The organism is Massilia yuzhufengensis (assembly GCF_900112225.1).
In the GTDB taxonomy this organism is placed as follows: Bacteria; Pseudomonadota; Gammaproteobacteria; order Burkholderiales; family Burkholderiaceae_D; genus Telluria; species Telluria yuzhufengensis.
The window spans coordinates 13,156-32,811 of sequence record NZ_FOLD01000019.1 but is presented as its reverse complement, the minus strand read 5'-3'; the positions used below and the strand labels follow the sequence as shown (position 1 = coordinate 32,811).

15 protein-coding genes and 1 pseudogene are annotated in these 19,656 nt (G+C 66.7%); 8 read left to right on the top strand and 8 right to left on the bottom strand.

The annotated features are described in order from the left end of the window. Nucleotides 1-216: 216 nt before the first annotated feature. The 4 genes and pseudogenes from BM031_RS15670 to BM031_RS15655 all read right to left on the bottom strand — a co-directional run bounded on the left by BM031_RS15670 (nt 217) and on the right by BM031_RS15655 (nt 2,324). Complete coding sequence (locus BM031_RS15670; protein ID WP_091875499.1) at nt 217-1,065, bottom strand: SIR2 family NAD-dependent protein deacylase; 849 nt, start codon at nt 1,063-1,065, stop codon at nt 217-219. Then, complete coding sequence (locus BM031_RS15665) at nt 1,052-1,684, bottom strand: phosphohydrolase (protein ID WP_218147608.1); 633 nt, start codon at nt 1,682-1,684, stop codon at nt 1,052-1,054. Before BM031_RS15665 ends, BM031_RS15670 begins: the two co-directional genes overlap by 14 nt. 131 nt (nt 1,685-1,815) lie before the next feature. Next, nucleotides 1,816-1,989 (bottom strand): annotated as a pseudogene (locus BM031_RS26390) (DUF3734 domain-containing protein); the annotation flags it as partial. Then, nucleotides 1,983-2,324, bottom strand: coding sequence for an FAD-dependent oxidoreductase (locus BM031_RS15655; protein ID WP_091875496.1), 342 nt, complete (start codon nt 2,322-2,324; stop codon nt 1,983-1,985). The pseudogene BM031_RS26390 and the gene BM031_RS15655, both read right to left, overlap by 7 nt. A 174-nt stretch (nt 2,325-2,498) precedes the next feature. Here BM031_RS15655 and glpD point away from each other — a divergent pair, with 174 nt between their 5' ends. The 4 genes from glpD (at nt 2,499) to BM031_RS15640 (ending at nt 5,897) form a co-directional block, all read left to right on the top strand. Beyond that, nucleotides 2,499-4,058: a glycerol-3-phosphate dehydrogenase gene (gene glpD / locus BM031_RS15650; RefSeq protein ID WP_091875495.1), complete on the top strand. Its 1,560-nt coding sequence runs from the start codon at nt 2,499-2,501 to the stop codon at nt 4,056-4,058. A gap of 104 nt (nt 4,059-4,162) precedes the next feature. Further along, nucleotides 4,163-4,480 carry a hypothetical protein gene (locus BM031_RS25155; protein ID WP_143084608.1) on the top strand — a complete coding sequence of 106 codons (318 nt, stop codon included), beginning with the start codon at nt 4,163-4,165 and terminating at the stop codon, nt 4,478-4,480. After that, on the top strand, nt 4,477-5,157 hold the full coding sequence (locus tag BM031_RS25150) for a hypothetical protein (RefSeq protein WP_143084607.1): 681 nt from the start codon (nt 4,477-4,479) through the stop codon (nt 5,155-5,157). The genes BM031_RS25155 and BM031_RS25150 overlap by 4 nt, the downstream gene beginning before the upstream one ends. A gap of 128 nt (nt 5,158-5,285) precedes the next feature. Beyond that, nucleotides 5,286-5,897, top strand: coding sequence for a glutathione S-transferase family protein (locus tag BM031_RS15640; protein ID WP_091875575.1), 612 nt, complete (start codon nt 5,286-5,288; stop codon nt 5,895-5,897). Between the two features lie 35 nt (nt 5,898-5,932). Here BM031_RS15640 and BM031_RS15635 read toward each other — a convergent pair whose 3' ends face one another. Both BM031_RS15635 and BM031_RS15630 read right to left on the bottom strand, forming a co-directional pair. Further along, nucleotides 5,933-6,784, bottom strand: coding sequence for a CheR family methyltransferase (locus BM031_RS15635; RefSeq protein WP_091875493.1), 852 nt, complete (start codon nt 6,782-6,784; stop codon nt 5,933-5,935). Further along, nucleotides 6,784-11,685 (bottom strand): HAMP domain-containing protein, encoded by a 4,902-nt coding sequence (locus BM031_RS15630; RefSeq protein WP_091875492.1) that lies wholly within the window; start codon nt 11,683-11,685, stop codon nt 6,784-6,786. Before BM031_RS15630 ends, BM031_RS15635 begins: the two co-directional genes overlap by 1 nt. Before the next feature lie 346 nt (nt 11,686-12,031). Here BM031_RS15630 and BM031_RS15625 point away from each other — a divergent pair, with 346 nt between their 5' ends. Next, the gene (locus BM031_RS15625; protein WP_218147607.1) at nt 12,032-12,766 is read left to right on the top strand and encodes a helix-turn-helix transcriptional regulator; all 735 of its coding nucleotides are present in this window, start codon (nt 12,032-12,034) and stop codon (nt 12,764-12,766) included. On the opposite strand, the gene BM031_RS15620 is transcribed toward BM031_RS15625, so the two are convergent. Continuing rightward, nucleotides 12,741-13,013: a helix-turn-helix domain-containing protein gene (locus BM031_RS15620; RefSeq protein ID WP_091875490.1), complete on the bottom strand. Its 273-nt coding sequence runs from the start codon at nt 13,011-13,013 to the stop codon at nt 12,741-12,743. The two genes, BM031_RS15625 and BM031_RS15620, sit on opposite strands and share 26 nt — an antisense overlap. A gap of 175 nt (nt 13,014-13,188) precedes the next feature. Here BM031_RS15620 and BM031_RS15615 point away from each other — a divergent pair, with 175 nt between their 5' ends. Beyond that, nucleotides 13,189-13,773, top strand: a complete 585-nt coding sequence (locus BM031_RS15615) for an acyl-homoserine-lactone synthase (RefSeq protein ID WP_091875574.1) — start codon at nt 13,189-13,191, stop codon at nt 13,771-13,773. On the opposite strand, the gene BM031_RS15610 is transcribed toward BM031_RS15615, so the two are convergent. Continuing rightward, nucleotides 13,770-15,818, bottom strand: coding sequence for a prolyl oligopeptidase family serine peptidase (locus BM031_RS15610; protein ID WP_091875489.1), 2,049 nt, complete (start codon nt 15,816-15,818; stop codon nt 13,770-13,772). The two genes, BM031_RS15615 and BM031_RS15610, sit on opposite strands and share 4 nt — an antisense overlap. Nucleotides 15,819-15,923: 105 nt before the next feature. Between BM031_RS15610 and BM031_RS15605 the strand changes: the two genes are divergently transcribed. Further along, nucleotides 15,924-18,992: a CHASE domain-containing protein gene (locus BM031_RS15605; RefSeq protein WP_229408936.1), complete on the top strand. Its 3,069-nt coding sequence runs from the start codon at nt 15,924-15,926 to the stop codon at nt 18,990-18,992. Beyond that, complete coding sequence (udk, locus tag BM031_RS15600) at nt 18,985-19,626, top strand: uridine kinase (protein ID WP_091875488.1); 642 nt, start codon at nt 18,985-18,987, stop codon at nt 19,624-19,626. The genes BM031_RS15605 and udk overlap by 8 nt, the downstream gene beginning before the upstream one ends. The last annotated feature ends 30 nt before the right edge of the window (nt 19,627-19,656 follow it).

Here is a 19,656-nt window from a genome sequence, read left to right as displayed (position 1 = left end):
CCCCGTCATCATATTTTGTAGGAATTTACCGCATACCCGCGTACTGCACGAAAGCTGTGCACTGCTAAGTCATTGATTTAATTGGTATTTCATTTTGCCTGCAGAACGGGCATTTTGTTGAAACCCGCACCATTACTGGTCTTGCGGCTTGTCAAGTGGTGCTTGTCCACATAGTTATCCACAAAGTTTGTGGATATCGAAGAATTCTCAAGCGAATCAAATACTTAGCCTCGGCGGTTGATCTGGCTCAAGGTCCAGTGCGGCTGCCAGGCGCCGCAGCGCGTCCAGTGCACCCATCTGTAGTGCCACGCCACTGTCCACCGCCGATTCGCGCGGATTGACGCGGATGACCGGCACGCGCTGCGATTCGGCCATGCGCCGCACCGACGGGATGTCCACGCCCGCCCCGAGCTCGACCACGGCCAGGCGCCTGACGCCGGCGCGCCAGCGGCTGAAGCGGGCAAACTGTGCCTCGGTCCGGGCCGGCAGCCAGGCACTATCGTTGAACATCAGGATGTTCGGCCTTGCCAACGCCCCGCAGTGCGGGCACAGCGGATGCGGCGAGACCAGCCGGCAGGCATCGGCGTCGACTTCCGGAACGAAGCCGTCGGCCGGCCAGGTGGCGTCGCTGCAGGGCTGCGTGCATTGCAGCTGGTGGATCGAGCCGTGGCATTCCACCACCGCGTCCGCGCCAAATCCGGCGCGCTGGAATTGCCCGTCGACGTTGCTGGTAAAGACGAAGCTGCCTTGCGCCATGCGCGCGGCCATGGCGCCCAGGATGGCGTAGCCGGCGTGCGGCCGGGTGGCGCGATACAGGGCCAGCCGATGGCCGTAGAAACCCCAGGCCAGGCGCGGCTCGGCGTCGAAGCTGGCCGGGCAGGCCATCTCGTGGAAGGCGACGCCGCGCCGGCCGAGCGCCGGATAGGCGCGCCAGAAGCCGCTGCTGCCGCGAAAGTCCGGCAGGCCGGAATCCACGCCCATGCCGGCGCCGGCCGCCACCAGCAGGCCGTCGGCGCCTTGCAACAGCGCCGCGGCGCGGACGATGGCGTCGCTAGTCGGCGGCATGCCCGGCCTCGCGTTTGAGCCTTTCCAGTTCGGCCAGGAAGCGCTCGGCCGCCAGGCCCGGCGCCCAGGGTTCCCACGGGGTGCAGCCGTAGTAGGCCGCCAGCGGATCCTGTTCCAGCACGTGGGCGCGGATCTTGAGCGTGCGGCGCACCTCGTCGCGGGTCCAGCCGGTGACATGCACGGCTTCGCTGGCGGCCGCGAGGCGGTCGGCCTGCTTGTGCAGCTTGTGCTCGCGTTCGGTCCAGGCGGGCAGACCGTAGCGCAGGAACACCACCTGCTCCAGACGCCTGGTCAGGGCGCGGAACCCTTCGCCCAGGAAGGGCTTGATGACCGAGACCGCGTCGAAGCCGAGCAGCCCTTCCTCGGCGTCGTGCAGCAGTTCGCGCAGTTCCTGCAGCGGTGTGGTGGCTGGCGCCACCGCGCGGCGCAGCAGCATCACGGCGATCGAATGCTGGGCCACCGACAGCGGCAGCGGCCAGGCCGAGTGCCCGCCCCAACGGTAGGTGCGCGCCAGGCCCAGCGCCAGGTCGGCGTCGTCCCAGTCGAAGGGGGTCGGGTTGAGCAGGTCCAGCCGTTTGCCCGACGGCATGCGCACCCAGGCGCGCACTTCCTCCACCATGGCATCATCCTGTCGTCGTGATCGATGCCCGATTCTACACATCCGCTCGCCATCCCGCGCGCCCCGTCACGGCTGGCCATGGCGTAGCCGGCCTCGATGTGGTGTTCGATCGAGGTGCGCGAAAAGTCGTAGTCCTTCGACGCCGCTTCCCCCGCCAGCGGCTCGCGCGTCAGGCGCGTGATGTCGAGCGTCGTGTCTTCGCCCATCAGCTGCACGAAGGTGGGCCAGGCGCGGATGCGGCCCGCGTCTTCCGGCGCGACCAGGGCCAGGATGCCGGTGACGAGTTTGCGCAGGTCGCTCAGCACCGCCTGTTCGCGCCGGTGGCCAGCAGCAGCTTGCCGTAGTGGATCTGCCCGGCGCGGTCGGTGGCGGCGACCTGGCGCTGCGGGTCGACCGCCAGCACCCGGGCGGCGCGCAGCACCGCGACCTCGTGCTCGGCGTAGAAGTCGGGGCCGGGCACGGGCGGCGGCGCCTCGTCGGCGCGCAGCAGGCGGGTGGCCAGCGGCGGGCGGTGGTAGGGCAGGGCGTCCTCGGCCGCGACGATGGCGATCCGGCCCCGGGCGCCTTCCAGGCGCAGGGTTTCGGCGGCGGTGGCGCTGGCCAGCCCGCCGCCCACCAGCAGGAAATCCACATGGTCCATGCAGCTTGGAGTGCCGGCGGCGCCGGATGTTGGCGGGCTGCTGTGGCGTTTTTGTCCCGTGGGCCACCCGGCCGGCCAGATTTTCCGCATAATTGATGCAAGCAAAGATGCCCGGCCGCCGACTCCCTACACTGGACCGGCCAGGCGGGCGGGCCCCGCGCACAGGAGGCGGCAATGACAAACGACAGGCAGCTCGAATGCGACGTGCTGGTCGTGGGCGGCGGCATCAATGGCGCCGGCATCGCGCGCGACTGCGCCGGGCGCGGCCTGAGCGTCATCCTGTGCGACAAGGACGACCTGGGCGCCCATACCTCGTCGGCGTCCAGCAAACTCATCCACGGCGGCCTGCGCTACCTCGAGCACCGCGAGTTCGGCCTGGTGCGCAAGGCGCTTGCCGAGCGCGAGCTGCTGCTGCGCAGCGCGCCCCACATCATGCATCCGCTGCGCTTCGTGATGCCGCACGACGCCGGCCAGCGCCCTGCCTGGCTGATCCGCGCCGGCCTGTTCCTGTACGACCGGCTGGCGCCGCGCGACTTCCTGCCCGGCTCCGAATCGGCCGACCTGGCTTGCCACCCGGCCGGCGTGCCGCTGAAGCCGGCCTTTACGCGCGGTTTCGTGTACTCCGACGGCTGGGTCGACGACGCCCGGCTGGTGGTGCTCAATGCCATGGACGCCCGCGAGCGCGGCGCAATGGTGCTCACCCACACCCGCTGCACGGCCTTCGAGCGCCACCCTGGCCACTGGATGGCCACCCTGGCGCACGCGGGCGGCGCGCAGCGGGTGAAGGCGCGCTGCCTGGTCAATGCCGCCGGCCCCTGGGCCGCCAGCGTGGCCCAGCTCGCGACCGGCACGGCGCCGGCGCGCCGCCTGCGCCTGGTCAAGGGCAGCCACATCGTGGTGCCGCGCCTGTTCGACCACCCGTTCGCGTATATCTTCCAGCACCCCGACGGCCGCATCGTGTTCGCCATGCCCTATGAAGGCGCGTTCACCCTCATCGGCACCACCGACGTCGAGTTCCAGGGCGACCCGGACCAGGTCGGCATCGCGGGGAGTGAAACCAGCTACCTGTGCGAACTGGCGAACCGCTATTTCCGCCACCAGCTCACGCCCGGCGATGTGGTGTGGAGCTACTCCGGCGTGCGCCCGCTGCTCGAGGACGCCGCCGCCAGCGCCGCCGCCGCCACGCGCGACTACTTGCTGGGGCAGGACAGCGCCGCGGCGCCGCTGCTGTCTGTCTTCGGAGGCAAGATCACCACCTACCGCCGGCTGGCGCAGGAGGGGAGCGACTGGATCTGCCGGGCGCTGGGCCGCGCAGCGCCCGCATGGACCGGTAATGCGCTGCTGCCGGGCGGCGACCTGTTCGGGCCGGTCCCTGGCAGCCGCGGCGTGCTCGAATTCGGCCGCTGGGTGGCGGCGCTGCAGCAGCGCCATGCCTGGCTGCCGCCGGCGCTGGCGCAGCGCTGGGCGCGCGCCTATGGCACCCGGGTCGAGGTATTGCTGGGGGACGCCGGCAGTATCGCAGGCCTGGGCGAACAGGTCGCGCCCGGCCTGTACGCCGCCGAACTGCGCTACCTGGTGCGCCACGAGTGGGCGCGCTGCGCCCAGGACGTGCTGTGGCGGCGCTCCAAGCTGGGCCTGCACCTGCCGCCCGGCTGCGCGGGCGATATCGACGCCTGGATCGCGGCTTGCCGCCAGGGCCTGGGCGCGGCGCCGCTGACCGAAACGGCCTGGTAGGGCTATCATGGCCTTTCCGTCCCAATATCAAGGAACCCGATGCGGATTTGATCGGCGTGCGCCAACGGAGTACACTCACGTCCTACTTCGCACATTCCCAAATCATGACTAACGGTAAAAAAAGCCTTGCCGGCGAATCAAGGGTGAAGACATCCAAAGCTGCCCGGGTTCCGGGCGTCAAGACAGTCAAGCAAATTGATTCTAAAGGTAGCTTTGACCTGGAGGCTATCAAGAAAGGACTGCCATCCCAGCACCAGCGCTTACTGGACCGACAGCAGAATATACTGCGGACGATTCGCGCGCGTAACCTTGCGTCTGGTACTGATACTGTCAAGCTTTCCCCTGCCAAAATTCAGGAAATCGCGCACGATGTAGGAATCTGGACGGGCACTGGCAAGCTCGCGGCCGCCTATAAAAAATGATCGATCTGCCCGGTGGTGAACTGGTCGTGGCTTACCACGGGTGCGATTTTCATGTTGCAACCAGTATCATTGGGGCGGAATCCGACACTTTTTTGCATCTTCGACCCAGCAAGAATCCTTACGATTGGCTCGGTGACGGAATCTATTTTTTCGAAGATGATTTCGAACGTGCTTGGCAATTTGCACGGTCGTCCGCTGAAAATGCAGCTAAGCAGTACTCGGCGAAGCCGATCGAAATACCGTATGTATTGGGTGCGGTCATCCGTCTGGGCAATTGTCTTGACCTGTCGAAGCAGAGCGGGATTGTCGAGTTCAAAGCCGCATTTGAGGAGTTGGAAGCGGGGCGCCAGGAAGACCAGGTCCTTCCAGTGAATCGTGCTGCAGGCCCCGATGATGATGAGATGATTCTGCGTAACCTTGATCGAGCCGTCATCAATTACATCCACGGGAAGCGAATCAAGGAGAGCAAGGCGCCCTACGATTCTGTTCGTGGATATTTCCATCAAGGTAAGCTGGCCTTCGCGACTTCGGCAATTGGTCAGTTATCGCATGTGCAGATCGCGATGAGAAATGCCGCCTGTATCCTCGGTTACTTTCATCCAACCGCAACCTTGATCGATCCCTTCCAGGGCTTGAACAAAGTCGGTCGGCTACCTTATAAAACGGGTCCGAAGTAATTCCACCTTGTTCTCTGCGGCAATTACATGACCGGCTGTGGCGCCGAGCGAATTCGGGCTGGCGGCGCGGCCGACCGAACCGGCAAGAAGCCGCTATCATGGCCTACAGCCCCAACACGAAGGACCCCATGCGTCTTTACACCAGTCCCCGTGCGCCAAACCCGCGCCGCGTCACCCTGTTCATGGCGGCCAAGGGCATTACCGGCGTCGAGCTGGTCGACGTCGACCTTAACGCCGGCGCCCATCGCAGCAGCGAATTCCTCGCGCTGAACCCGATGGCGCGGGTCCCGGTGCTGGTGCTGGACGACGGCCGCGCCCTGAGCGAGACGCGCGCCATCTGCACCTATCTCGAAGGCCTGTACCCGGAGCCGAACCTGATGGGGGTGGACGCCACCGAGCGCGCCTTCATCGAAATGGCCGACCGCCGCATCGAATTGCACCTGATGCTGCAGACGGCGCAGTGCGTGCGCCATTCGCACCCGGGGCTGGCGGTGCTGGAGCAGCCGCAGTTCCCGCAGTTCGGGGCGGCGCAGGGAGACAAGATGCGCGAGACGGCGCGCTGGCTCGATGGCGAGCTGGCGCGGCAGCCCTGGGTGGCGGGGGAGCGCTTCACGATTGCCGATATCACGGCGTTTTGCACGCTGGAGTTTGCGCGGGGGCTGATGCGGTTCCGGCCGGGGGCGGAAGGGATGGGGCATTTGCAGGCATGGCGCGACAGGATCGCGGCGCAATACGGTTGACCTGTCGTCGGCCGCGCGTTCAACTACCCTGAAAGCTACCGCACCCGTTTGTACCAGCCACCTTCGCCAAACAGGTGCTGGTAATCCTCCACCGCCGCATCGCCCGGCGCGAGTTCGCGGTCCAGTCCCAGCACGCCGAACAGCGACAGGCTGTCGCGGAACAGGCGCAGCACGCGCTGGCGCAGCAGCGGCCCGAAATCGGGCAGCACCCGCCGGCAGACGATGGCGTGGAACTCGTTGAACGAGGCGTCCGTCACCAGGCTGTACTGCGCCCAGGTGATGCGCTCGCGCAGGCGCGGCAGCAGCCGCGCTTCGCCGCCGCTCACCTCGAAGTAGTCGGCCAGCCGGCCGCCGCCGCCGCTCGCCGCGTACCTGGACTGGGCCTGCTCCAGCTGTTCGGCCGGCAGGCTGGCGTTGCGCGCTTCGAGCAGCAGCTCGTCGCTGCCCAGGGTCGCGAACACCTCGGTGCGGGCGTACAGCTTTTCCTCGGCCAGCAGGATCGCCAGCGTCCACGCTTCGCCCACGCCGGCAGGCTCGGCCAGCCACACTTTGGGCAGGGCGGTGGGGCGCAGGCTGTCGCCCAGCGCGATGCGCAGGCGGCGCGTGTCGCCGGGATGGTCGAACAGCTCCGCCTTGGGCACCGCCAGCGCGCGCACCATGTCCTGCGCCACACCGGCTTCGTGCAGCACCCGTTCCTGCAGGCCCGAGATGGTCTCCAAGTCGCGCGCGCGCAGCATGGCCAGCAGCCGCTCGCGCAGGGCGGTGCGCCCATAGCCACGGAAATCGACACCGAAACGCTGGTACAGGGCTTCCAGCAGCAGTTCGATCTCGAGTTCCTCGGTCGCCTGGACGGCGGCAAACCCGGTCCAGGCGCTGCTCTCGCCCATCAGTGCAGCCAGACGCGCATCATCGACAGCAGCTGGGCCACATCGACCGGCTTGGTGATGTAGTCCGAGGCGCCGGCGGCGATGCACTTGTCGCGGTCACCCTTCATCGCTTTCGCGGTCAGGGTGATGATCGGCAGCGAACGGAATTTCGGGATGCGGCGGATCGCCCGCATCGTGTCGTAGCCGTCCATCTCCGGCATCATGATGTCCATCAGGACGATCTCGATGGTCGGGTCCTTTTCCAGCACTTCGATGCCGTCGCGGCCGTTTTCGGCGAACAGCACCTGCATCTGCTGGCGCTCCAGCAGCGTGGACAGGGCGAAGATGTTGCGCAGGTCGTCATCGACGATCAGCACCTTGCGCCCGGCCAGGCCGCCGTCGAGCGCGTGGATCTCTTCGAGCATGCGGCGCTGGTTTTCCGGCAGGCTGGCTTGCGAGCGGTGCAGGAACAGCGCCGTCTCGTCGAGCAGGCGTTCCGGCGAGCGGGCGTCCTTCATGACGATGGTCTTGGCGTAGCGCTTGAGCTTCGTGACTTCCTTGCGCGACAATTCCTTGGCCGTGTAGATCACCACCGGCAGGTCGCGCAGGCGCTCGTTGGCGCCGATGCGGTCCAGCAGGTCGAAGCCCGAGATGTCCGGCAGGGTCAGGTCCAGCACCATGCAGTCGAAGTGCGAGCTTTCCAGCGCTTCCAGGGCCGCGCCGCCGGTGTCGACGGTGACCATGTGGATGTCGGTGTTGCCGATCAGGGCCACGATCGATTCGCGCTGGGCCATGTCGTCTTCCACCACCAGCAGCGAACGCTTGCCACCCATCAGGAACTTCTGGATGCGCTTGAATTCCTCCGCCATCACCTCGCGGCTGACCGGCTTGTTGATGTAGGAGATCGCACCCTGGCGCAGCGCGCGCTCGCGCTCGCGCAGCGAGGACATCACGTGGACCGGGATGTGGCGGGTGTTCGGGTCGCGCTTGAGGCGGTCGAGCACCGTGAAGCCGTCGATGTCGGGCAGGTCGATGTCGAGCAGGATCGCGGACGGCAGGTAGTCGCGCGCCAGCGACAGGGCGGAGTCGCCGCGCTGGGTCACGATGGCCTTGAAGTTCTTCTCGCGCGCGTAGTCCAGCAGCACGGTGGCGAAACGCTCGTCGTCTTCCACGATCAGCACCGACGGGTCGCCCGGGGTCACCAGGCCGCGGTCGTCGAGCACCGACGAGTATTCCACCAGCGAGGTGGCATCGATGGCCTCGATGGTCGCCAGCTCCGGCTGCTGGTGCATGGCCGGCTGGTAGGTCACCGCGGCCGCCATCGGCGGCGGGGCCAGGCGGGCCGGCTGCGGCTGGCGGGTCTGCTCGTAGTTGACGAAGCCGGCGCGGTTGTACGGCAGGTAGAGGGTGAAGGTCGAACCGATGTTGACGGTGGATTCGACGCGGATCTCGCCGCCCAGCAGACGCGCCAGCTCGCGCGAGATCGACAGGCCCAGGCCGGTGCCGCCGTATTTGCGGGCGGTCGAGCCGTCGGCCTGCTGGAAGGCCTCGAAGATCAGCTGCAGCTTGTCGGCCGGGATGCCCACGCCGGTGTCGCGCACCGAGAAGGCCAGCACCGCGTCGGCGTGCACCAGGTTCGGGTGGTCGTGGGTCCAGCCGCTCGAGACCAGGCTGATGTGCATCGAGACCGTGCCGTGGCTGGTGAACTTGAACGCGTTCGACAGCAGGTTTTTCAGCACTTGCTGCAGGCGCGTGGTATCGGTCATCACCGCGGTCGGCAGGTTGTCGGCCAGGTCCACCTCGAAGCCGAGGTGCTTGGCTTCGGCCATGTGGCGGAAGGTGCGGTCGACGTAGTTGCGCAGGTTCAGGAAGCGGTATTCCGACACGTCCAGCGTGACGGTACCCGACTCGATCTTGGACAGGTCGAGAATGTCGTTAATCAGGGTCAAGAGGTCGGAACCGGATCCGTGGATGGTCTTGGCGAATTCCACCTGGCGGCCCGACAGGTTGCCGTCCGGGTTATCCGACAATTGCTGGGCCAGGATCAGCAGCGAGTTCAGTGGTGTACGCAGCTCGTGCGACATATTGGCCAGGAACTCGGATTTATATTTGGACGACAGCGCCAGCTGGGTCGCTTTTTCTTCCAGCGCCAGCTTGGCCTGCTCCACCTCGCGGTTCTTGCGTTCCACCTCGATGTTCTGCTCGGACAGCAGGCGCGCTTTTTCGGCCAGTTCCTGGTTGGTCTGCTGCAGTTCCTGCGCCAGCGACTGCGACTGGGTCAGCAGCGACTCGGTGCGGCTGTTCGCCTCGATCGTGTTCAGGACCACGCCGATCGATTCCATCAGCTGGTCGAGGAAGGACAGGTGGGTTTCGGTGAAGCGGTCGAGCGACGCGATCTCGATGACGGCCTTGACCTGCTGTTCGAACAGGATCGGCAGCACCACGATGTTGTTCGGCGGCGCCGCGCCCAGGCCCGAGGACACCACGATGTAGTCGCGCGGCACGTCGGTCAGCCAGATGCGGGTTTTCTCCAGCGCGCACTGGCCCACCAGGCCTTCGCCCGGCAGGAAGGAGGTCGGCAGCTTGCGGCTGGAACGGTAGCCGTAGCTTGCGATCATGCGCAGGCGTGCGTCGGTTTCCTGCGAATCCATCATGTAGAACACGCCGTGGTGGGCCGACACCAGCGGCGCCAGCTCGGACAGGATCAGCTTGGTCACCGCCTGCAAGTCGCGCTGGCCCTGCAGCAGGCGCGTGAAGCGCGCCAGGTTGGTCTTGAGCCAATCCTGCTGCGCGTTCTTCTGCGTGGTTTCCTTCAGGTTGCGGATCATCTCGTTGATGTTGTCCTTCAGGTAGGACACCTCGCCGCGCGCTTCCACCTGGATGGAACGGGACAAGTCACCACGGGTCACCGCGGTCGCCACCTCGCCGATCGCGCGCATCTGGTTGGTCAGGTTGGCCGCCAGCTGGTTGACGTTCTCGGTCAAGTCCTTCCAGGTACCCGCCACACCCGACACGTTTGCCTGTCCACCCAGTTTACCTTCGGTACCCACCTCGCGCGCCACGCGGGTGACTTCGGAGGCGAACGAGGACAACTGGTCGACCATGACGTTGATGGTGTCTTTCAGTTCCAGGATCTCGCCCTTCACGTCCACCGTGATCTTCTTGGACAAGTCGCCACGCGCCACCGCGGTCGTCACCGCCGCGATGTTACGCACCTGGCCCGTCAGGTTCGAGGCCATGAAGTTCACGTTATCGGTCAAGTCTTTCCAGGTGCCGCCGACGCCCGGCACGTAGGCCTGGCCGCCGAGTTTACCTTCGGTACCCACCTCGCGCGCCACGCGCGTGACTTCGGACGCGAACGAGGACAACTGGTCGACCATGACGTTAATGGTGTTCTTCAGTTCCAGGATCTCGCCCTTCACGTCCACGGTAATTTTCTTGGACAGGTCGCCGTTCGCCACCGCGGTGGTCACCTCGGCGATGTTACGCACCTGGCCGGTCAGGTTGCCGGCCATGAAGTTCACGTTATCGGTCAAGTCTTTCCAGGTACCGGCGACACCCGGCACGTTCGCCTGGCCGCCCAGGCGGCCCTCGGTACCGACCTCGCGCGCCACGCGCGTGACTTCGGAAGCGAAGGAGTTCAGCTGGTCGACCATGACGTTGATGGTGTTCTTCAGTTCCAGGATCTCGCCCTTCACGTCGACCGTGATCTTCTTGGACAAGTCGCCGTTCGCCACGGCGGTGGTCACGTCCGCGATGTTACGCACCTGGCCGGTCAGGTTACCCGCCATCGAGTTGACCGAGTCGGTCAAGTCCTTCCAGGTGCCGCCCACGCCCTTCACCTGCGCCTGGCCGCCCAGCTTGCCCTCGGTACCGACTTCGCGCGCCACGCGCGTGACTTCGGATGCGAACGAGGACAATTGGTCGACCATGACGTTAATGGTGTTCTTCAGTTCCAGGATCTCGCCCTTCACATCCACCGTGATCTTCTTGGACAGGTCGCCGTTCGCCACCGCGGTGGTCACCGCCGCGATGTTACGCACCTGGCCCGTCAGGTTCGAAGCCATGAAGTTCACGTTGTCGGTCAAGTCCTTCCAGGTGCCGCCCACGCCCGGCACGTAGGCCTGGCCGCCGAGTTTACCTTCGGTACCCACCTCGCGCGCCACGCGCGTGACTTCGGAGGCGAAGGAGCGCAGCTGGTCCACCATGACGTTGATGGTGTCCTTCAGCTGCAGGATCTCGCCGCGCACGTCAACCGTGATCTTTTTGGACAAGTCGCCGTTCGCCACCGCGGTGGTCACTTCGGCGATGTTACGCACCTGGGAGGTCAGGTTACCCGCCATCGAGTTGACCGAGTCGGTCAAGTCCTTCCAGGTACCCGCCACGCCCTTCACCTGCGCCTGTCCGCCGAGCTTACCCTCGGTACCGACTTCGCGCGCCACGCGCGTGACTTCGGACGAGAACGAGGAAAGCTGCTCCACCATGGTGTTGGCGGTCATTGCCGCGCGCAGGTACTGGCCTTTCAGCGGGTGGCCGTCCACTTCCAGCGCCATGGTCTGGGACAGGTCGCCTTTCGCCACGGCGCCGATGACGCGCGCCATCTCCGTGGTCGGGCGCACCAGGTCGTCGATGAGGGTGTTGACCGAACTGATGATCGTGGCCCAGCCGCCCACCACGCCCGGCAGGTCGGCGCGCTGGGTCAGGTGGCCTTCGCGGCCCACCACGCGCGACACGTCCGTCACCGTCTCGACCATCTTCTGCTTGGTTTCGATGATGTCGTTGAGCGTATCGGCGATCTTGCCGGAGACGCCAGTCCAGTCCGCGGGCATGCGTACCGAGAAGTCGCCTTTTTTCAGCGCCATCAGGGTCGTCAGCAGAAGCTTGACGTCCAGCTGTTCGCCCATGTCGGTCATTGTGTTCATCGACTAGATCCTTGTTTCGCGTGTTGGGTAAGAGTGTGGGCCGCCGAAGGCCCAGGCCTGCGACTGTGACATGTGAAATTGAATGACGATACTCTTGAATATATTCAAGTCAAGTATCTGGTGCACGTTTGTCATGCAAATCTTGCAATTTGGAAAATTTGGGACGGGAATCCGGCGGAGCGTAGCTTACAGTCGAGTTCGGAGGCGCACGATTGCGTCCGAGATGTTGTATTGCTACTACAAAACAAAACTTAAACAGTATCAAGATCGGTTTCTGTTTCTTTTGGTGATACTTCGTGGCGCCAGAGTCAACTAGGATGTAAACCACCTTGAACCGGTATTGTCCATGATCGACACTGCGTTATTGCTTGAGTTAATGGAGGCGAAAGACGACCTGCGCTGGAGCGAATGCCTGTTCCGGCTCGCGCGCAGCCAGGGTTTCGAGCAGACACTGTTTGGCGTGGTCCCGTCGCGCCATGTGCGTTTCGAGAACGCTTTCACCCGCAGCAATTATTCCTCGGAGTGGCGCAGCCGCTACGACGCCAATGGTTTCGCCTATGTCGACCCGACGGTGGGACATTGCGTGACCAGCACGCTGCCGCTGGTGTGGGCGCCATCGACCTTCGCCACGGGGGCGCCCGGGGCGCTGTACGAAGAAGCCAGTGCCCATGGGATCCGTAGCGGCGTCACCTTGCCGGTGCACGGCCCGAATGGGGAGTTGGGAATGATCAGTTTTGCATCCGACGCCCGTCCCGGCATCCCGTTCGAGCGCTCGATCATGGAAGTCTTGCCCGCGCTGTCCCTGGTGCGCGACTATGCGTTCGCTTCGTCGGCGGGCCTGCGCGACGCCAGGCCGGATCCGGTGCTGCCGCGCCTGACCCGGCGCGAGCGCGAGGTGCTCCAATGGGTCATGGTTGGCAAATCCTCATGGGAGGTCGCCCGGATCACCAATTGTTCCGAGGCGACCATCAACTTTCACCTGGCGAACGTGCGCCAGAAATTCGGCGTCAACACGCGCCAGCAGGCGGTCGTCAAGGCAATCGCCCTTGGCCTGATCACGCCTGAAGATCACCATCGCTGAGCCGGCCGTTGACGTAGAGGCGCAGCAGGATGGCCACCGGCGCCGGCACGGCCAGCCCGGTTTCAAAGCGGCTGCCGCTCGACTGGGTCACGCCGAAGCGGCTCCAGAAGCGCTCCTGGCTTTCCCGCTTGGCGATCCGCAGCCGCCGCAGCTCGTGTGGAGCGGCCCGCAGCAGCCCGCCTGATTGCGCCGCATGCTGGGCTTCCAGTTCAGCCGCCAGTGCTTCGCACATCACTTCGTTTCCCATGCTTGCTCCTCTCGGTTGCTATGCCAACTGGAAGTATTTCATATGCAAAGCAAATGACTACCTAGCAGAGCTGATAGTTCCGATCCTGCCCATCTTGCATGAATCTTGTATGCGAAATGCATAGCTTTGATCCACCACAAGCAGGGCTTTGATCCACCACAACCAGGAGCTGAACATGACAATGCAAATTAAAATCGCTGCACGCCGTGAGTTCAAATCGAAGGATCTGTGGGAGATGCACACGCTGCGCGCCAAGGTGTTCCAGGGGCGGCTGGGCTGGGAAGTCCCGGTCCTGTCCGGCATGGAAATCGATGGCTACGACGCGCTCGACCCGGCCTACATGCAGATGCGCGAACCGGGCGGCCCCCTGCGCGGATGCTGGCGCCTGCTGCCGACCGAAGGCCCGTACATGCTCAAGGATTCCTTCCCGCAACTGCTCGAGGGGCAGGATGCGCCGAGCGACCCCCGCATCTGGGAACTGTCGCGCTTCGCCCTCGAGACCGACAAGGAGAACCGCTACGGGTTCTCGCACATGACGATGGAGTCCTTCGAAGCGGTGGTGCGCTACGGGATCGAGAACGGCCTGACCCATTACGTGACGGTGACCACCACCGCGATGGAGCGCCTGACGCGCCGCGCCGGCGTGGTCACCAGCCGCCTCGGCGAGCCTCAGGTGATCGGCATCGAGAACGCGGTGGCCTTCTACGTGGACGTGCAGGCCACCTGGGACGCGCTGTTTGCCCAGCGCATGGCTTCCTAGTTGCGCAATTGGCGGCGCAGGAAGGTCCAGGCCAGCGCCCACATGCGCGCGGTCTGGGCATTGTCGGCGGCGCCCGCATGGCCGCCTTCCAGGTTTTCCCAGTACAGCAGCTCGTGGCCCTGTTCGAGCATGCGCGCGGCCATCTTGCGCGCGTGGCCCGGATGCACCCGGTCGTCGCGGGTCGAGGTGGTGAACAGGATGCGCGGGTAGCGCCGTCCCGCTTGCACCTGGTGGTAGGGCGAGTAGCGGCCAATCCACGCCCATTGGGCGGGGTCGTCCGGATCGCCGTATTCGTCCATCCAGGACGCGCCGGCCAGCAGCAGGTGGTAGCGCCGCATGTCCAGCAGCGGCACCTGGCACACGACCGCGTTGAACAGTTCGGGGCGCTGGGCCAGCACGGCGCCCACCAGCAGGCCGCCATTGCTGCCGCCCATGATGCCGAGCCGGCGCGGGCTGCTGATCCCGCGCGCGATCAGGTCTTCGGCCACCGCGATGAAATCGTCGAAGGCGCGCTGGCGGTGCTGTTTCAGCGCGGCCTGGTGCCAGCGCGGGCCGAATTCGCCGCCGCCGCGGATGTTGGCCACCACGTACACGCCGCCGTCTTCGAGCCAGGCGCTGCCGCTGATCGCGCCGTACGAGGGCTTGAGCGCCACTTCGAAGCCGCCGTAGCCATACAGCAGCGTGGGATTGCTGCCATCGAGCCGGGTGGCGCGCGCCATGACGGCGAAGTAGGGCACGCGGGCGCCGTCCGGCGAACAGGCTTCGAACTGCTCGACCCGCAGCCCGCCGGCGTCGAAGAAGGCGGGCATCGCCTTCAGCGCTTCCGGCTCGCCGCCGCCGGCTTGCGCCAGGTAGAGGGTGGTCGGCTCGGTAAAACTGGTCCGGCTCACGAAATACCGGTTCGACGCCACCCGGTCGTAGGCCCAGGTGTCCAGCGCCGCATGGGTCCCGCCGCTGCCGGGCAGTGCGACCGGGTGCGACTCCCATGCGCCACCCGCACGGCGTAGTTCGACGATGCGGTTGCTGACCTTGTCGAGCACGGTGAGCAGCAGGGCGTCGCGGGTGACTGTCACCCCGTCGAGCGAACTGGTGGGTGTGGGAGTGAACAGCAGCGCGAAGGCGCACGCCCCGGCCACGAAGGCGTCGAAATCTGCCGCCAGCAGCGCGCCCTGCGGGTAGCGCGCGCCCCCCGTTTCCCAGTCCGAGCGCAGTTCGATCACCACCTGGTCGCGCACCGCGAAGGCATTCGCGTCTGCGGGTTTCGTCAGCTTGACCAGGCTGCCGCCGCGCCGCACGAACAGTTCGCTGCTGTAGAAGCCGGCCTGGCGCAGCACGAATTCGCGTTCGAAGCCGGGGGTGGCGTCCTTCCAGGCGCAAGCCGACAGGTCGTCCGGGCGCGCTTCGAACACGGTGATTGCGGCCGCCAGCGGCGTGCCGCGCCGCCACTGCTTGACGATGCGCGGATAGCCCGATTCGGTCAGCGAGCCGGGGCCGAAGTCGGTGCCGACGAACAGGGTGTCGCGGTCGATCCAGGCGACGTCGCTTTTCGCTTCCGGCAGGGCGAAGCCGCCGGCCACGAATTGTCGGCCGGCCAGGTCGAACTCGCGCAGCACGTGCGCGTCGCCGCCGCCGCGCGAGAGCGAGACCAGGCAGCGCTCTGCCGTCGGTTCGAGCCAGGTGGCGCCGCCCCAGACCCAGTTTTCGCCTTCGAGGCGGGCCAGCGCGTCGAGGTCGATCACCGTTTCCCAGCCTGGCTCGGGCAGGCGGTACTGGTCCAGCGTGGTGCGGCGCCACAGCCCGCGCGGGTGGGCGGCGTCGCGCCAGAAGTTGTACAGCAGGCCGCCGTGGCAGCCGGCATAGGGAATCTTCGCAGTGGAATCGAGGATGCCCCGCAGGCGGGTGCGCAGGGCGTCGAAGCCGGGGGAGGCCTCGAGCTCGCCCTCGGCGAGCGCATTTTGCCCGGCGACCCAGGCCAGCGCGCGTTCGCCTTCCACCTCCTCGAGCCAGAGGTAGGGGTCGGCGGCGTCCTGGGATGGTGGTGGCATGGTGTTTTACCAATTTTGGTGAGTATGGGTGAGTAATGGGACAGCCGGATTGCCTATACTAGCAATATCGAGCAGGCAGAACCGCACCACACACCTGGAGCCGCATTGCATTCATCGCCGACCGCAAGCCTGGCACCCACTCCCGCCGCCGACAGCGCGCAGCGGGGCGCGAGCGCCGCCCCCTGGGTGGCCGGGCTCGCGCTGTCGCTGGCGGTCGGTGCGCTGTGCTACCGGATCGCCGCCGGCACCATCGAAGACGACGCCCGACGCCGCTTCGACAACGTGGCCCGGCTGGCGCAGGAGCGGGTAGCGGCCGCCATCGCCTCGTATGCGCGGGTGGTGCGCGGCATGGCGGCGCTGCATGCGGCCAACGACGAACCCCTGTCCCGGCGCCAGTTCCGCCGCTATGTCCAGGCCCTCGACCTGCCGCAGCAGTTCCCGGCGATCGAGGCGGTGTCCTTCATCGCCCACGTGCCGCATCGGGAGCGCGAGGCCTTTGTCGCGGCCATGCGCGAGGACCGCAGCGTGAACCCGGCCGGCAACCCGCGCTTCGACATCCGCCCGGCCGGCCAGCGCCCCTTTTATGAAGTGATCGCCTGGGTCGAACCGTCCACCCTGCCGGTCGACCGGCTCGGCATGGACATCGCGGTGCAGCCGAACGTGGCGGCGGCGCTGGCCCGGGCGCGCGACCGCGGGACCATCAGCGCCTCGGGCCACCCGGTGCGGCTCGAGTGGCCAAGGCCGCACACGGCGCTGGGCATGCGCGAGCCGCTCTATCTGGGCGGCGGCGTGCCGCCCACCCTCGCGGAGCGGCGCGCGCGCTACCTCGGCAGCATCGGCATCGCGTTCTCGGTGGACGAACTGGTGCGGCGTGCGCTGGCGCCGGACAGAGGGCTGGCGGTGTCGCTGAGCCTGTACAGCGAGACCGGCGGGCCGCGGCCGGCCTCCCAGCCCGCGTCGCTCGTGCTGCAGCCGCAGGACCGGCTGCTGGTGGGGCCGGACGTGCGCGGCGCGCCTGCGTCGAACGGGCGCTTCGCGACCGTGCTCGGGATCGACTATGTGGGCACCCGCTGGAAGGCGCATTTCTCGGCCGACCGCGCCGCCATGGCGGTGGGCGCCGACCGCTACCTGCCCTTGCTGGCCTTCGGCTCGGGCCTGGGCGGCACGCTGCTGGGCTTCGCGCTGTTCTTCAACCTTGTCCGCTCGCGCCGCGCGGCGCTCGACCAGCGCCTGCTGCTCGACACGGTGCTCGACAACCTCGACGCCTACGTCTACCTGAAGGATGGCGCGCGGCGTTTCCGCTACGTCAACGCCAAGAGCGCGGCCCTGATCGGGAAACCTGCCGCCGCCATCATCGGACGGCTCGACCATGAGGTCATGTCGGAGGCGTTCTCCCGTGACAGCTGGGAGCGCGACCGCGCCGCGCTGGAGCAGGGCCACCGCCAGGTAAGCCAGGTCGAACTGCCGCTGCCGGACGGCGCGGTGCGCCAGATGTGGAGCGTGCGGGTGCCGCTGCATCCGGAAGGCGAGATGCCGGCCGTGCTGTGCATCTCGACCGACGTCACCGCGCTGCACGAACTGCGGGCCCGGGCCGACGCCGCCAACCAGGCCAAGAGCGCCTTCCTGTCGAACATGAGCCACGAGATCCGCACCCCGATGAACAGCATCATCGGGATGACCCACCTGGCGCTGCGCGGCGGTGCCGACGCGCGCCTGCGCGGCTACCTGGAAAAGATCTACCACTCGGGCCAGCACCTGCTGGGCATCATCAACGACATCCTCGACTTTTCCAAGATCGAGGCCGGCAAGCTCGAACTGGCGCCCTGCAGCTTCATGCTCGACGCCCTGATGCGCAACGTCGAGCTGCAGCTGGGCCAGGCCGCCGCCGCCAAGGGCCTGGGCTTCGACGCCGAGATCGCGCCCGAACTGATGCGCCCCTTGCGCGGCGACCCGCTGCGCCTGGAACAGGTGCTGCTGAACTTCGCCGGCAACGCCGTCAAGTTTTCCGAGCACGGGCGCATCGTGCTACGCGCCCGGCTCGAGCGCGCCTTCGGCCCCGAGCTGCTGGTGCGCTTCGAGGTGCAGGACAGCGGCATCGGCATCGCGCCCGACAAGCTGGCCGGCCTGTTCACCCCCTTCCAGCAGGCCGACCCCTCGGCCACGCGGCGCCATGGCGGCACCGGGCTGGGACTGGTGATCAGCAAGCAGCTGGCCGAACTCATGAACGGCACGGCCGGCGCCGACAGCGTGCCGGGGCAGGGCAGCACCTTCTGGTTCACCGCCTGCCTCGGGCTGGACGAGGGCGCCGCGGGCGGGGCCGGCCTGGGCGCCGCGCCCTCGGCCGCGGCCACCCGGCTGGACGGCTGCGCGGTGCTGCTGGTCGAGGACAACAGCTTCAACCAGCAGGTCGGCCGCGAGCTGCTGGCCCAGGCCGGCGCCGCTGTGCTGGTGGCCGGCAATGGCGTGGAAGCGCTGGAAGCACTGGCGCGCCAGCGTTTCGACTGCGTGCTGATGGACGTGCAAATGCCGGTGATGGACGGTTTCGAGGCGACCCGGCGCATCCGCGCCGACCCGCGCCTGGCCCCCACCCTGGTGATCGCGATGACCGCCAACGCCGGCGTCGACGACCGCGCGCGCTGCCTGGAAGCGGGCATGGACGAATTCCTGACCAAGCCGGTGGTGCCGGAGCTGCTGGCGGCGACCATCGCGCGCTGCCTGGGACGCAGCGCGGCGCCGGTGCCGGATGTCGCCGACGCGGCGCCGGCGGGACAGGGCGGCGGGGTGGTCGACCTGGCGCTGCTTGGGGCCAGCTTCGACGGCGACCCGGACAAGATGCGTAAATACGCCTTCCTGTTCGTGGCGACGGCGCGCGCGGCGCTGGCCGAGATCGACGCGGCCCTGGCGGCGGGCAATGTCGCGGCGGCGGCGGCGGTGGCGCACCGCATCAAGTCCTCGGCGCGCGCGGTCGGCGCCGGCGAGTTCGCGGCCGTGTGCGACGACCTCGAAGGGCAGCTGTCGCGCCCGGCCCAGGCGCGCGCGCTGGCCGCCCGCCTGCGCGCCCAGCTGGCCCGGATCGAGCGCGATATTACCGCCCAGCTCGGCATTCGCGCGGACGATCAGGCGCCCGGCACTGTCGGTTCGGGCGCCGCTCCGGTATCATGCGGGGATGAGTGAGATTTCTTTCCAACCGTTTGTCATTGGTGTCGCCGGCGGAAGCGGCAGCGGCAAGTCCACGGTGTCCCAGCAGGTGCTGGCTTCGTTCGGCGCCGACGTGGTGTCGGTCGTGATGCAGGACGACTATTACTGCGACCAGTCCGACCTGAGCCCCGAGGTGCGGCGCCGCCAGAACTACGACCATCCGCAAGCCTTCGACTGGCCCTTGCTGGTCCAGCACGTCCAGGCCCTGCGCAACGGCGAGACCATCGCCATGCCCGAATACGACTTCACCATCGACAACCGTTCCAGCAACACCATTACCGTCAAGCCGGCCCCGGTCATCGTCATCGAGGGCCTGTTCGCCCTGTACGACCCCGACTTGCGCAACATGATGTCGCTCAAGATCTTCGTCGATACCGCCGCCGACGTCCGTTTCATCCGGCGCATGCAAAGGGATATCAACGAGCGTGGCCGTTCGGTCGAGAGCATCGTCGGCCAGTACCTGGAAACGGTGCGCCCGATGCACAAGCAATTCATCGAGCCGACCAAGCGCCACGCCGACGTCATCCTGCCGCATGGCGCCAATGGCCCGGCGGTCGATGTCATTACCACCAAGGTGGCGAGCGTCATCGGCCAGCTCAAGCGCCCTTGAGGCGCCCGCCATCCTGAGCCCCTGAACCGC

Excerpts from the sequence above, each read along its gene's own strand:
- BM031_RS15640 (WP_091875575.1), top strand. The coding sequence starts at position 5,286 with ATGCGTCTTTACACCAGTCCCCGTGCGCCAAACCCGCGCCGCGTCACC.
- BM031_RS15625 (WP_218147607.1), top strand. The coding sequence starts at position 12,032 with ATGATCGACACTGCGTTATTGCTTGAGTTAATGGAGGCGAAAGACGAC.
- BM031_RS15670 (WP_091875499.1), bottom strand. The coding sequence starts at position 1,065 with ATGCCGCCGACTAGCGACGCCATCGTCCGCGCCGCGGCGCTGTTGCAA.
- udk (WP_091875488.1), top strand. The coding sequence starts at position 18,985 with ATGAGTGAGATTTCTTTCCAACCGTTTGTCATTGGTGTCGCCGGCGGA.
- BM031_RS15610 (WP_091875489.1), bottom strand. The coding sequence starts at position 15,818 with ATGCCACCACCATCCCAGGACGCCGCCGACCCCTACCTCTGGCTCGAG.
- BM031_RS15630 (WP_091875492.1), bottom strand. The coding sequence starts at position 11,685 with ATGAACACAATGACCGACATGGGCGAACAGCTGGACGTCAAGCTTCTG.
- BM031_RS15655 (WP_091875496.1), bottom strand. The coding sequence starts at position 2,324 with ATGGACCATGTGGATTTCCTGCTGGTGGGCGGCGGGCTGGCCAGCGCC.
- glpD (WP_091875495.1), top strand. The coding sequence starts at position 2,499 with ATGACAAACGACAGGCAGCTCGAATGCGACGTGCTGGTCGTGGGCGGC.
- BM031_RS25155 (WP_143084608.1), top strand. The coding sequence starts at position 4,163 with ATGACTAACGGTAAAAAAAGCCTTGCCGGCGAATCAAGGGTGAAGACA.
- BM031_RS15615 (WP_091875574.1), top strand. The coding sequence starts at position 13,189 with ATGACAATGCAAATTAAAATCGCTGCACGCCGTGAGTTCAAATCGAAG.
- BM031_RS15635 (WP_091875493.1), bottom strand. The coding sequence starts at position 6,784 with ATGGGCGAGAGCAGCGCCTGGACCGGGTTTGCCGCCGTCCAGGCGACC.
- BM031_RS25150 (WP_143084607.1), top strand. The coding sequence starts at position 4,477 with ATGATCGATCTGCCCGGTGGTGAACTGGTCGTGGCTTACCACGGGTGC.
- BM031_RS15620 (WP_091875490.1), bottom strand. The coding sequence starts at position 13,013 with ATGGGAAACGAAGTGATGTGCGAAGCACTGGCGGCTGAACTGGAAGCC.
- BM031_RS15665 (WP_218147608.1), bottom strand. The coding sequence starts at position 1,684 with ATGGTGGAGGAAGTGCGCGCCTGGGTGCGCATGCCGTCGGGCAAACGG.